This is a genomic window from Paraburkholderia hiiakae, assembly GCF_904848665.1.
GTDB lineage: Bacteria > Pseudomonadota > Gammaproteobacteria > Burkholderiales > Burkholderiaceae > Paraburkholderia > Paraburkholderia hiiakae.
This window is the reverse complement of record NZ_CAJHCQ010000010.1, coordinates 136,639-148,991: the sequence shown is the minus strand read 5'-3', so window position 1 is coordinate 148,991 and position 12,353 is coordinate 136,639. Positions and strand designations below refer to the sequence as shown.

The 12,353-nt window shown below is 61.1% G+C and carries 11 protein-coding genes and 1 pseudogene; 1 reads left to right on the top strand and 11 read right to left on the bottom strand.

Annotated elements, in window-relative coordinates:
• Positions 1 to 36 precede the first annotated feature (36 nt).
• The 3 genes and pseudogenes from JMY28_RS20115 to JMY28_RS20105 all read right to left on the bottom strand — a co-directional run bounded on the left by JMY28_RS20115 (position 37) and on the right by JMY28_RS20105 (position 4,204).
• A pseudogene (locus JMY28_RS20115) lies at positions 37 to 1,091 on the bottom strand (PDDEXK nuclease domain-containing protein).
• Between the two features lie 420 nt (positions 1,092 to 1,511).
• Entirely contained in the window at positions 1,512 to 2,531 is a 1,020-nt protein-coding gene (locus tag JMY28_RS20110; RefSeq protein WP_201697661.1) for an IS110 family RNA-guided transposase, read from the bottom strand.
• Between the two features lie 239 nt (positions 2,532 to 2,770).
• A complete protein-coding gene (locus tag JMY28_RS20105; protein ID WP_201697660.1) occupies positions 2,771 to 4,204 on the bottom strand; it encodes an ISNCY family transposase in 1,434 nt (477 codons plus the stop codon).
• Positions 4,205 to 4,759: 555 nt separating this feature from the next.
• Here JMY28_RS20105 and JMY28_RS20100 point away from each other — a divergent pair.
• Positions 4,760 to 5,047 (top strand): hypothetical protein, encoded by a 288-nt coding sequence (locus JMY28_RS20100; protein ID WP_201697659.1) that lies wholly within the window; start codon positions 4,760 to 4,762, stop codon positions 5,045 to 5,047.
• Between the two features lie 30 nt (positions 5,048 to 5,077).
• Here the strand turns inward: JMY28_RS20100 and JMY28_RS20095 are convergent, their stop codons facing one another.
• The 8 genes from JMY28_RS20095 to JMY28_RS20060 all read right to left on the bottom strand — a co-directional run bounded on the left by JMY28_RS20095 (position 5,078) and on the right by JMY28_RS20060 (position 12,219).
• On the bottom strand, positions 5,078 to 5,956 hold the full coding sequence (locus JMY28_RS20095) for a TauD/TfdA dioxygenase family protein (RefSeq protein WP_201697658.1): 879 nt from the start codon (positions 5,954 to 5,956) through the stop codon (positions 5,078 to 5,080).
• A 183-nt stretch (positions 5,957 to 6,139) separates the two neighbouring features.
• Positions 6,140 to 6,448, bottom strand: a complete 309-nt coding sequence (locus tag JMY28_RS20090; RefSeq protein ID WP_201697657.1) for a TRAP transporter large permease subunit — start codon at positions 6,446 to 6,448, stop codon at positions 6,140 to 6,142.
• Positions 6,449 to 6,463: 15 nt separating this feature from the next.
• Entirely contained in the window at positions 6,464 to 7,408 is a 945-nt protein-coding gene (locus tag JMY28_RS20085) for an electron transfer flavoprotein subunit alpha/FixB family protein (protein WP_201697774.1), read from the bottom strand.
• 24 nt (positions 7,409 to 7,432) lie between these two features.
• Entirely contained in the window at positions 7,433 to 8,182 is a 750-nt protein-coding gene (locus JMY28_RS20080; protein WP_201697656.1) for an electron transfer flavoprotein subunit beta/FixA family protein, read from the bottom strand.
• A 56-nt stretch (positions 8,183 to 8,238) separates the two neighbouring features.
• Positions 8,239 to 8,739, bottom strand: coding sequence for a MaoC family dehydratase (locus tag JMY28_RS20075; RefSeq protein WP_201697655.1), 501 nt, complete (start codon positions 8,737 to 8,739; stop codon positions 8,239 to 8,241).
• 23 nt (positions 8,740 to 8,762) lie between these two features.
• Positions 8,763 to 9,896, bottom strand: a complete 1,134-nt coding sequence (locus tag JMY28_RS20070; protein WP_201697654.1) for a CaiB/BaiF CoA transferase family protein — start codon at positions 9,894 to 9,896, stop codon at positions 8,763 to 8,765.
• Positions 9,893 to 11,059: a CaiB/BaiF CoA transferase family protein gene (locus JMY28_RS20065; protein WP_201697653.1), complete on the bottom strand. Its 1,167-nt coding sequence runs from the start codon at positions 11,057 to 11,059 to the stop codon at positions 9,893 to 9,895. The genes JMY28_RS20070 and JMY28_RS20065 overlap by 4 nt, the downstream gene beginning before the upstream one ends.
• The gene (locus JMY28_RS20060; RefSeq protein ID WP_201697652.1) at positions 11,056 to 12,219 is read right to left on the bottom strand and encodes an acyl-CoA dehydrogenase family protein; all 1,164 of its coding nucleotides are present in this window, start codon (positions 12,217 to 12,219) and stop codon (positions 11,056 to 11,058) included. The genes JMY28_RS20065 and JMY28_RS20060 overlap by 4 nt, the downstream gene beginning before the upstream one ends.
• Positions 12,220 to 12,353 lie beyond the last annotated feature (134 nt).

The window sequence follows — 12,353 nt, the reverse complement described above, 5'->3', positions numbered from 1 at the left end:
GCGGGTGAAAGCGGCAGGGCGGTTGCCCAACGATGTTTATACGGTGCCGTCCGGCAGGTCGGGACGCAGTTCGGCCTCGATCTGATCGATGGTCGGCAGTCCAGTCTCCAGCGAGGATGGCACCTCGCGCATCAGTTGATACTCGGCGACACCCATTGGCTTGGCCACGCCACGCCACGCAGCGCATACTCCGCCACGAGCCGGTTCTTTTCCTTGCACAGCAACAGGCCGATGGTCGGCTGGTCCTCGGCCGCCTTGACCTGCGCATCGATCGCGGAGAGGTAGAAATTCAGCTGCCCCGCATATTCGGGCTTGAACGGCGTCGTTTTCAGTTCGACGACGACATAGCAACGCAGCTTGAGATGCTAGAAAAGCAGATCGACGAAAAACTCGTCACCGCCGACTTCCAGCCGGTACTGGCGACCCACGAACGCGAACCCGGCACCCAGTTCAAGGAGGAAGCGCGTGATGTGCTGCGTGAGCGCGCGCTCGATGTCTCGCTCCTGGGCATTCTCGGTCAGAAGGAAGTCGAAGATATAGGGATCCTTGAGCGCGTCGCGCGCGAGATCGGATTGCGGGGGGGGGGGCAGGCGTTCCGCAAAGTTGGTGACCGCATTGCCGGCGCGCGCGTGCGCGGCCGTCTCGATCTGCATGGTCAGCACGCTGCGCGACCAGCCGTGTTCGAGCGCCTTGGCGGCATACCAGTCGCGATGCGCGGTATCTTTGACCTTGTCGAGCAAGGTGCAAAGGTGGAACCACGGCAATTGTGCAGCAGGCTGCTGCACAACTTCCGGATCCGGCCATGCCTGGGCAAAGGCGCGCATGTATTTCAGGTTGCGCGGCGAGAACCCTCGCATATCCGGGAATGCGGACTTCAGGTCACGCGTCAGCTGATCCACGACGGCGGTTCCCCATCCCTGTTGCTGCTGCCGCTGGAGGATATCGCTGCCGATCTGCCAGTACAGGGTGATCAGCTCGCGGTTCGCACTGGCGGCCGCACGCTGGCGAGCGCGCTCGACGCGCCGCTTCAGCTCGGACAGCCAGCGGCGGTAGTCCTCACTTCTGGCGAGGTTTTTCAGATCATCTGTCATGCATTGCAGGCGTCGCGCCGCCGATCGGTGCCATCAAGGCTTGATTATCCGGTTGGCACCGTGCGAGCCGCAACCCGGTTCGTCGTGGTGTGAGGATTCAAATTCTAACACCAGACCCCAATCAATGTCATGGCCAGATATGTATGAACGCGTCCCATTGCGCAAGCTCTCGGTGTTCCAACATCGACAGGATGGGTTGCAGCTATGTATCCGGCCTTATTGCAGCCAATACGTCCGCTGCGGGCCCCTATGAAATCCGCTGACTCGCGCCTCATTACAGATACGAGCTCGAAGCTCTACTGGCCATCCAGGTTTAGCGAGTCCCGGTCCTACCTGTCTTGTCACTACATCCGCTTGCCAACGCAAGCTTTCGACGCTTGTTTTTGTGTCAAACGTGAACTTCTACGTTGCATTCGTCGGTCAGACCGGCTTTGCGCTCACGTAATTCTTCTGATACGGTTGTTCATGGGCGAGCACCGCCCAGATCGTTCGCGCCATCTTGTTCGCTAACGCCACGATCACCACATTTGGCGGGCGTCGCTTCTTCATCTGTTCAACCCAGGGTCCCGGCTCTTTTGCGTGCGTCAAGACGCTTCGCGCACCGTGGATCAGTAGCTTGCGCAGATATATGTCTCCGCGTTTCGATATGCCGTGCAGGTTGACTCTGCCGCCAGATCCAGTCTGCTTAGGCACTAGTCCAGCCCACGCTGCAAATTCGCGTCCAGACTTAAACGTCGCCGCGTTGCCAATCATCGCGACGGCTGCCGTTGCCGTCAGCAACCCGACACCAGGGATCTCGCTGATGGCTCTCACAGTCTGATCCTCCTTTTTCCACTCGCGCATCCGACGCTCAATACTGGCAATCTGTTCATCGAGCTTCGTGAGCCCGCTCCATTGCTCACGCAACGTATCGACTACCACGGCTGGCAGTCGCTCGGCAACGCGCCCGAGCACTTCCGGTATGGTCGTATTGAGAGCGGAGCGCCCCTTGCCCATCACTTCGCCGTACTCCGTCAGCAGCCCGCGTAGGCTGTTGATTTGCATTGTGCGAAACTTCACGAGTTGCTCACGCATCCGGTGTAGCGCAAGCATCGCCTGTTGTATTTCCGTCTTCACTGCCACTGGCTTACCTGGCTGCTGGACTGCCAGCCATATCGCGCGAGCGTCGGCAGCATCTTTCTTGTTTCCGATGTTGAATGCTTTTACGTATTCGCCCGCCATGAGTCTGACTTGATGCCCCATCTTCATCAGTTGTCTCGCCCAGTGATGTGCACCTCCACATGCTTCCATTCCGATTAGGCAGGGTGGACGGTTTATGAAGAACTCGAGGAACTTCGCGCGCTTGATCGGTTTGTTCACGATTTCTCCAGTTGCCTGATCGACAAAGTGCACCTGGAAGACGTGCTTCGCAATATCCACACCTACCGCTGTACGATTCATGGTGGCCGCCCCTAAGGTTTGCCGATGGAGACACCTCCATGATCTTCCAATTTGGAGTCTCCGATGCCGTTGGCCCGCGAGGGTCCAATGTTCTCTGACTCATTCACGGGGTGGGACGCGTTCATTCCATTACAGATGTCGTACTGCCAGCCATTTACAGATGTCGTATCTCTTTCATGGTTCGGTTCGCGTGCATTGCTGAAGATCAGAGCTTGAAGCAGCAGGGCGCTTACGCTTGTTCAACGGGCCCTGGCTGACCGCGGGCCAGGTTTGGCTGACTGAACTGCTGCAGATTTGCGCTGCGCGAGTTTCACAATGGCGGCCTCCATGTCCGCCTGCGTGAACTCGCGTGTCTTCTTCGTGCCCGGCACCCGTTCAGCCTGGCGTGCCTCGACGCCGCGGTGGGTGCGCGAAGGCGAGCCCGAAGCCCGCCGGCCATCACGCTGCGCCTGCAGCGCCTGCGCGACCTCCAGCGCGTGCGCCAGACGCTTGTGCTCGATCACCGCGCCCTGGTCCACCTCGGTGAGCCGGTCATACTCGCGGTACGGCAGCACGCGACCCTCGGCGCGAATCTCGATGCGCCCGTCCGGGTACTCCCAGACCTCGATGTAGCGATGCACGAGCCTGCGGTTCCGGGGCGTATCGTCGAGCAGGTACATCACCCGGTCGTACTGCACCGTGAGCGACTTCGTCACGCGCCGCGTCTCGCGCCACGTCATCAACAGATCAAGATTCTCGTCAGCGCGCAACGGCCGGTGCGCGTCGAACGCACTCCTGGGCGGCTTCGCAAAGCGTGCGTTGTAGGCCGCCATGAAGGAGGGCGCCCAGGCATTGGCTTCGGCGAGCGTGCTGATGCCACGCAGCCGCAGTTCCTTGACGAGCCGGTCCTGCAGCGTCAGGTGTGCACGTTCCACGCGACCCTTGGCAGGGCTCGAGTTCGCACAGATCGTCTCGATGTTCAGCCCGTACATCGCGCGTCCGAACTGCGTCACGCTGCGCCCGGTCTTGCCGGCAGTCGGGCTGCGGAACACGCTGGCGCGGTCGCTGTAGAGCGCCACCGGCTTGCCATGCCGCTCCAGATACGCGCGCGTGGCCTCGAAGTAGCTGAACGTCGACTCCGTGACCGTGAAGTGCAGGTGCATCAGGCGGCTCGTCGCGTCATCGACGTACACCAGCAGCGTGCAGGCCGGCGCGCGTTCCTCGAACCAGCGGTGGTCACTGCCGTCGATCTGGATGAGCTCGCCCAGGCACGCGCGACGCGAGCGTGGCTGGTAGACCTTCGGCGGGCGCTGCGCGCGTGGAATCCAGAGTCCTGCGTCCGTCATCAGCTTCCTCACCGTTTCCTTCGCCAGCTGGATGCCATGGCATTCCCAGAGCTTCTCGGCGGCCAGCGTGGGCCCAAAATCCGTGTAGCGCTCACGGATGATCGTCAGCGCCCGTAACGCCAGGCCTTCGTCGAGCTTCCGGTTGCCTGGCCGTCCGCGTCGCCCCGAAGCCACGCCGGCTGGTCCGTGCTCGCGATACCGGCTCACCAGCCGTTCAATCTGGCGCACGCTCAGGCCCAGCCGTTCAGCGGCTCGCCCGGGCTTCAAACCCGTCTCGGCTACCGCCTGGATCACCTTGAGTCGGTCAAGCTCTCGCATCGTCAGTGTCACCAGTTCGCCTGGTCGCATGGCCGGCTCCGCAGTTCGCACGAGCCGACCAGCATGCCAGCGGTCTAAAACGCGACATCTGTAAATAGCCAGAACCGGACATTTCAAAAAAGCCCTAACAATCAAAAATGCGATAAATTATATTATGTAAAATGATCAGCGTCGAATCAAGCCGGCCAGTCCACCACGCGACTGACGCTTCCGGCATTCAGTACGCGCGAGAGCTCACGCAGACATCGATCATCGATCTGCGCACTCGACCGGACCGAGCAACCAATGTCTCCAGATGTACAACGTTGGGCGGTTCACGCCAATCTTTTTAGCAACTTCGCCACGGTCTCCAAGCTTTGATCCATTAGATCGGACGAGGCGCTGCGAGGATCACTCTTGAATTTTGGAAGATTTGGGCAAACAGTGCGCAACGGACTCAAGCATGTTGCTAGATTTCGTTCCGGCTGCCCCGTCATACGCGCGCGGCAGAATGTTGCAATGTGAACTTCAGGATCCGCACGCAGGCAGCAGCGTCGGCATGGACAGATACACTTCAAGCAAACGCTTCGTCAAACAAGAATCGCCATGTTCGACAACGACTGCTTCCGTCATCAGTTACAGGTCACTTTTACGAGCAACAGTGAGGATGCCTACGCGTCTCTTGAGCGCGTGACCGGTTGTGCGCGGCGAACCGGCGTCGCACTCATGTCGTTGCGCATCACGACACGCGGTGTGGTCTGCCACGCCTGGTTGAGGGTGGGTTCCCGGAACCGGGACGCCATTGAACTGCTCTCTAACCGCCTCGGTTCGCTCATCGGGCTCGACGACCTGATGTGTTCCTTCGACGCCGATCACGCGGAAAACAGCGGTTAGGGTAAGGCGCGCACAAGCGCGCCTTACGGACTAGTGCGGCACGCAGTACTTCGCCGCCGGCAGCCGGAACGTCGTGCGCTTCATGAGGCGCGGCTGTTCGAGCGTCATCACGTCGCGGCGGTGCATGGTGCAGCCGTTGTCCCACATCATGAGGTCACCAGAGAGCACCTTATGGCGATAGACCGCCGAAGCATCGCCGCCCGCGGCGAAGAGCACCGGCAGGATGCGTGCGTTCTCTTCCTCGGTCAGGCCCTCGATGGAGACGAGCGTGGTTGGGTCGGCGTAAAGCGCCTTGCGTCCCGTGAGCGGATGTTCGAGCACCACGCGATGCTGCACGTCCGGCACACGCGACATCTCATCGAATTTCCCTTTCAACTCGGTCGCGTTCATGATCGCAAGCCGCTTGCCGTAACGGTACGTTCCGGTCCGGCCGTCGATCTTGCGCTGCACTTCCTCAGGCAACAGTGACCACGCGCGATACTGGTCCGCCCAGTAAATATCGCCGCCATCGCGCGGAACCTCCACGCCATAGAGAATCGCGCCAGTAGACGGCATCGGCCGGAACGTCTGGTCAGAATGCCAGTCCACGTCTTCGCCGCCAGCGAAGCCGCCCAGATTGCGGCCATCTGCGTACCGCAGCGTACTGAAGTAGATGACCTTATCGGAGTATGGCGAAAGAATATCCTTGCGGCTCACGACCTCGCACTCGCCGAGCAGCGACGAGAAGCCGACCAGCTCCTCCTCCAGCACCGACTGGCGGCGAAAGATGAGCACGGGGTACGCTCGCCAAAGCGCCTCCAGTTCTTCGATTGGCCGTACGCCGCGCAGGAAATCATCCACCTGCGCGTGCACTTCGATCGCCACGCCCTCTTTTAAAGGCGTACCCTCCAGCCTCACCAACGTTTCCATAACTTCGCTCCGTTTGTTCGCATGTTCTGCGCTTGTTCAACCGGGTCTGCAAACTCACCCGGCATGGGGATACTCAGGCATGCCGCCAGCCGACACTCCGAATTTCAATACGGAGGTCGCCCGCGAATCGATCCGGTAGAGCGGTTCGGTCATCGGGCTGAAGAATGCGCCTCCTTGATGCCATTAGCCGATCATGCGCGTGGGGAGCCAGAGGGCGATTTGCGGGAACACCATCAGCAGCGCCAGCAACACGAACATGATCAGGTGAAAGGGAATCGTGCCCTGCACGACTTCCGTGATCGATCCTTTTGAAATGCTCTGGATAACGAATAGATTGATGCCGATCGGCGGAGTGATCTGCCCCATCTCGATGAACATCACGACCACGACGCCAAACCAGACCGGATCGATGCCGTAGCCGCTCAACACCGGTGCCAGCAACGGTACGGTGATGACGATCATGCCGAGGCTTTCGATCAGCGCGCCGAGCACGGTATAAAGATCCAGTCAGACGGCGCTTGAAATCTCGCTGACGAGTTCCGGCACGGCGGCGAAGAGATCGCCGACAAGGCCATAATCGGCCACGCTGAAAATCGGTGCCTCTTCGTCCTTGTTGATCGCGACGATGACTTTCGAGTCCTTCATGCCGGCCAGATGCTGGATCGCGCCCGAGATGCCGACTGCCACATACAGTTGCGGCGCGACGATCTTGCCGGTCTGACCGACCTGGTAGTCGTTCGGAACGTAGCCCGCATCGACTGCTGCGCGCGAGGCGCCGAGCGCGGCGTTGAGCTTGTCGGCGAGCGGTTCCAGAACCTTCGTGTAGTTCTCGCCACTGCCCAGGCCCCGGCCACCCGAGACGATGATCTTCGCGCTCGTGAGTTCCGGACGGTCGAGCTTCGTGACTTCACGGCCGACGAACTGCGTCAGGCCACTGTCTGCTGCCGCTTCGAGCTTCTCGATCGCTGCGCTGCCGCCTTCGGCTGCAACGGGGTCAAACGCGGTCGTGCGGACCGTGATGACCTTGACCGGATCGACCGATTGCACCGTCGCGATCGCATTGCCCGCGTAGATCGGACGCTCGAACGTGTCCGGCGCATCGACTGCGGTGATGTCGCTAATCTGCGCAACGTCGAGCTTCGCGGCGATACGCGGCGTGACGTTCTTGCCCGCTGCGGTAGCCGGAGCCAGGATGTGCGAGTAGTTCTTGGCGATCGCAATAACCGTCGCTTCGACGTTCTCTGCGAGACCCTGTTCGAGTTGCGGCGCATCGGCGAGCAGCACCTTCGCCACGCCTGCGATCTTCGCGGCTGCGTCCGCCGCGGCCTGGGCGTTGTGGCCCGCGACCAGCACGTGCACGTCGCCGCCAATCTTCTGTGCTGCAGCGACGGTGTTCAGCGTCGCAGCCTTGATTGAGTGATTGTCGTGTTCAGCTATTACCAGATTCACCAGATTCGTCATTTTCGTCTGATCTCCTTACAGCACCTTGGCTTCCGTCTTCAGCTTCTCGACCAGCGTCTTCACGTCCGGCACCTTCACGCCTGCGCTACGCTTGGGCGGCTCGACAACCTTCAGCGTCTTCAGACGCGGCGTGACGTCAACGCCCAGGTCTTCCGGCTTGACCGTTTCGAGGGGCTTCTTCTTCGCCTTCATGATGTTCGGCAGCGTGACGTAGCGCGGCTCGTTCAGGCGCAGGTCCGTCGTGATGACTGCGGGCAGCGTCAGCGAGAGTGTTTCCGCACCGCCATCCACTTCACGCGACACGGTGGCTTTGCCGTCCGCGACCACAACCTTCGAGGCATACGTGGCTTGCGGCAATCCAGCCAGCGCGGCGAGCATCTGGCCGGTCTGGTTCGAATCGTCGTCGATGGCCTGCTTGCCGAGAATGACCAGTTGCGGCTGTTCCTTGTCGACCAGCGCCTTCAGCAGCTTGGCGACAGCCAGCGGCTGCAGGTCTTCGTTCGACTCGATGAGGATCGCGCGATCCGCGCCGATGGCCAGCGCCGTGCGCAGCGTTTCCTGCGCTTGCGTGACACCCGCCGAAACGGCGATGACTTCCGTCGCCACGCCCGCTTCCTTCAGACGCACCGCTTCTTCCACGGCGATTTCGTCGAACGGGTTCATCGACATCTTCACGTTGACGATGTCGACGCCCGTGCCGTCCGACTTCACGCTGACCTTCACGTTCGCATCCACCACCCGCTTCACTGCTACGACGACTTTCAAATCCTGTCTCCTTCGCTTGACGAAACAGCCGACGCGCTTTCGCGTCGGCAGCCCTCTCACACGACAATTCCCGCACCACGCTTCGGAACAAGCACGGTGCGCTCGAAACTCAGAAACTCCGTTCCGTCCGCCTTGAGCCCGACCGTTCTCACGGTAACAATCCCTTGCGTCGGACGCGATTTCGACTCGCGCTTGGAAAGCACTTCCGATTCGGCGTAAATCGTATCTCCCACGAACACCGGTGACGTGAGCAACACCTTGTCCCAGCCGAGATTGCCGATCGCATGCTGACTGACGTCTCGCACGCTCATCCCTACGACGATCGACAACGTGAGACAACTGTTCACCAGCGCCTGCCCAAACTCCGATTTCGCCGCGTAAGCGTTGTCGAAGTGCAGCGGATGGGTGTTCATCGTCAGCAAGGTGAACCAGATATTGTCGGTTTCCGTAATCGTTCGGCCGGGCCGATGCTCATAGATGTGCCCCGGCTCGAAATCCTCGAAATAGCGGCCAGCGGCATCCCGAAAGCGCACACTCTTTGCCATCGTTTCACTCATTACAATTGCTCCCTCTCAGTGGGTCATTTCGAAGCGCTCGCCGTCTGGCTCGAGCCAAGGATTTCAGCGTTGTGTTCACCGAGCCCAGGCACGCGCAGGTTCGGTTCGGACGGTTCTCTGGCAAAGCGGATGGGCGGTGCAATGTGACGCCGCCCCGCTTCGTCCGTCACAACCATCTCGCGGAACACGGCGTTCTCGTCATCGAGTGCCTCCGGCAAAGTCTTCACGACGGCGTAGCAGAGGTCGAGCGTCGCCAGGCTCGCATCCCATTCGGCTGCGGTTCGGGTGAGGAACGTTTGGGCGAGGAAGTCGATCACCGGTTGCTGATGCGGCCCGGGTCCGCGCGTACATAGCACCTGAAGATCGAGCCGCCCAAGGAAGCCGAGCAGCGACTCGACGAACTTTGGCTCCTGCCCCGCCAATGACACATAGCGACCGTCAGCAGTCCGATAGGTTCGATAGAACGCCGCGCCGCCCGTGGTGCGCTGGTGTTTGGCGACAGGCTGTTCGCCATGGGCCATCGCGGGCCCGAGAATGTTCAGGCAACCCGCAAGCATCGCGTCATGCATGCCGATATCGATAAAGTCACCCACGCCGGTTTTCTCCCGCGCGAGCAGCGCCATCAATATGCCGGAGAGTCCCTGCAGCCCCGCCAGAAGATCCGCCACCGGCACGCCGGGCATGGCCGGTTCGTCCTGCGCGCCCAATGTCATGCTGAGCACGCCGCTAAGCGCCTCAACGGCAAGATCGTGTGCGGGGCGCGCCGCATAAGGCCCAGTCTGCCCAAACGCGCTGATCGAGCAATACACGATGCGCGGATTGCGCTCGCGCACGCGCTCGTAGTCCACGCCAAGACGCTTGACCACACCCGGCCGAAACGATTCCACCAATACGTCCGCCGTTTCGCAAAGCGAGAGCAACGCCTCGCGCCCCGCTTCAGTCTTCAGATCGAGCGTGACGCTCTTCTTCCCCCGATTCAGGTTGCGAAAGAACACCGTTGCTTCTCCCTCGACGGGGCCGATCTGGCGTCCTGGATCGCCACCGCCGGGTTGCTCGACCTTGATCACCTCCGCACCGTGATCGGCGAGCGCCAGCGTGAGGTAGGGCCCGGGCAGGAACGAGGAAAGATCGAGTACGCGAATGCCTGCAAGCTTCATTTCAACGCCTCCTCCTGTTGCGAAAGGCTCTGGAGGATGGCGGCATTATCCTGGCCGAGTGCGGAACACGACTTTTGCGTCAAACGCTGCCCGTCGATCTTCAACGGATTGGCCAGCATGCGGAAGTCGGCGCGCGCGGGATGCGGCACGTGGCTGATCATGCCGTTACGCGTGAGCAGCGGGTTACGCAGCGCCTCTGCAACGCTCAGCACTGGCCCGATCGGCAGACGTCCCTGCAGCTTCGCAAGCCAATGCGCGGAAGTGCCGCCACGGAAAATCGCGTCGAGCCGCTCGTTGAGCGCCTGGCGGTTCGCGTGACGCGAAGCGGCGTCCGCGAAGCGGGGATCGTCGCCCAGTTCGCGCGCCTCGACGCCATCGAGCAGCGCCTGCCAGAATTTGTCGGTCATGCACATGATGAAAATCCAGCCGTCTGCAGTGGGGAACGTCTGCACAGGCGTCAGCGAGAAATGCGAACTCCGGGGCTGACGTGTCACGTCGTGCCCTTCGTTCAGGTTCCAGATGGCCGCGTAGCCCAACTGGTGCAGCGCCACGTCAAAGAGGCATGTGTCGACGTCGCAGCCTTTGCCGCTCGCGCGCGCGCCGAGAATCGCGGCGAGCAATCCCAATGCGCCGGTGATGCCGGTCATGTGGTCGATGATCGAAGGCGCGCCGAGGCGCGAGGGCGGACCGTCCGGCTCGCCGGTCAAGTCCATCAGACCCGACTCTGCCTGCATCAGATAGTCGTACCCCGGCCATGACGCGCGCTCGTTGTCGCGACCGTAGGCGGAAATATGCAGGCACACGATAGCTGGATTGACATCGCGCAGGCCTGCGTAGTCCAGCCCCATCTTCACGGGCAGATCGCCACGCAGGTTGTTGACGAGCGCGTCCGACGATTCCACGAGCTTGCGCAGCGTCGCCTTGCCCTCGTCGGTACGCAGGTCGATAGCGAGGCTGCGCTTGTTCGCATTCCAGGTCTGGAAATACTGGCTGTCCTCGTCTCCCAGGAGATGTGGGCCGGTACGCCGTGCGGGGTCACCGCCAATGGCGGCGTTCTCGATCTTGATGACCTCTGCACCCAGATCGGCCAGAAACATGGAGCCATAAGGGGCCGCGCCGAACTGCTCGACCGAGACGATGCGGATTCCGTTGAGCGGTTTCATGCGATCGCATTCCTTTTGATCCACTGCTTCGCGATGATGATGCGCTGCATCTCGTTGGTGCCCTCGCCGATGCAGGTGAGCGGCGCGTCGCGGTAAAGCCGTTCGATGGGATATTCCTTCGAATAGCCGTACGCGCCGTGTATGCGCAGCGACTCCGTGCTGTTCTCGAGCGCCGCTTCCGAAGCAAAGTACTTAGCCATGCCCGCCTGCATGTCGCAACGTTCACCGCGATCGAATGCCTCTGCGGCGTCGAGCACGAGGAGCCGCGCTGCGCGTGCACGGGTAGCCATCTCGCCGATCTTCAACTGGATGGCCTGATGTTCCGCGATCGGCTTGCCGAACGTCTTGCGGATCTGCGCATACTGCGTCGCAAGCGCAAGCGCGCCCTCCGCAATGCCCACCCCGCGCGCGGCCACGTTGATCCGACCCAGTTCGAGGCCGCCCGTCGCCTGATAGAAGCCTTGCCCCTCCTCGCCACCGATCAGGCAGTCGGCGGGCACCCGGTAGTCGTCGAACACGAGTTCGGCGGAGTCGATCGACTTGTAGCCGAGCTTCTCCAGCTTCCGGCCAACCGTGAAGCCTTCGGCTTTCGGCGCGATAAAGAGACTCATGCCCTTGTGGCGCGGCACCGCGTCCGGGTCGGTCTTTACAAGCAAAGCGAAACACGATCCTTCAATACCGTTGGTGATCCAGGTCTTCGTGCCATTGATCACGTAGTGGTCGCCCTCGCGGCGCGCGGTCACGCGAATGCCCTGGAGGTCGGTGCCGGCATCCGGCTCGGTCAGCGCGAGACCGCCGCGGATCTCGCCGCTCGCAAGCTTCGGCAGCCACTTTTCCTTTTGCGCGTCGGTGCCGAACTTTTCGATAGCAAGCGCGAGCATCAGATGCGAGTTGACGATGCCCGTGATCGCCATCCACACCGACGAAATCCGCATGATGATCTGCGCGTACGTCGTGGCGGGCAGTCCGAGGCCGCCGTACTCCTGGCTCACGGTCGCGCCGAAAAGTCCCAGCTCCTTCATCTGTTCGACGATCCTGGTCGGATAGCTGTCCTCATGGTCGTGACGCATCGCCACTGGCTCGACTTCCCGTTTGAGCCAACGATCGATGGCATCCAGCAACTGCGCCTGCTCCGCAGGCTCAATGGTCCGGTCATTCATTCCTTGCTCCTCCATAAGATTTTGATTTACCAATTTCGGACACAACATGTACGGACAACTTTATTCTTGAGATATGATGCTGTCAACCGGTACATCACAATCAAGCAGCGAATTTCGTATGAATCGGGCAATCC

Excerpts from the sequence above, each read along its gene's own strand:
- JMY28_RS20070 (WP_201697654.1), bottom strand. The coding sequence starts at position 9,896 with ATGAAGCTTGCAGGCATTCGCGTACTCGATCTTTCCTCGTTCCTGCCC.
- JMY28_RS20100 (WP_201697659.1), top strand. The coding sequence starts at position 4,760 with ATGTTCGACAACGACTGCTTCCGTCATCAGTTACAGGTCACTTTTACG.
- JMY28_RS20065 (WP_201697653.1), bottom strand. The coding sequence starts at position 11,059 with ATGAAACCGCTCAACGGAATCCGCATCGTCTCGGTCGAGCAGTTCGGC.
- JMY28_RS20060 (WP_201697652.1), bottom strand. The coding sequence starts at position 12,219 with ATGAATGACCGGACCATTGAGCCTGCGGAGCAGGCGCAGTTGCTGGAT.
- JMY28_RS20105 (WP_201697660.1), bottom strand. The coding sequence starts at position 4,204 with ATGCGACCAGGCGAACTGGTGACACTGACGATGCGAGAGCTTGACCGA.
- JMY28_RS20075 (WP_201697655.1), bottom strand. The coding sequence starts at position 8,739 with ATGAGTGAAACGATGGCAAAGAGTGTGCGCTTTCGGGATGCCGCTGGC.
- JMY28_RS20110 (WP_201697661.1), bottom strand. The coding sequence starts at position 2,531 with ATGAATCGTACAGCGGTAGGTGTGGATATTGCGAAGCACGTCTTCCAG.
- JMY28_RS20095 (WP_201697658.1), bottom strand. The coding sequence starts at position 5,956 with ATGGAAACGTTGGTGAGGCTGGAGGGTACGCCTTTAAAAGAGGGCGTG.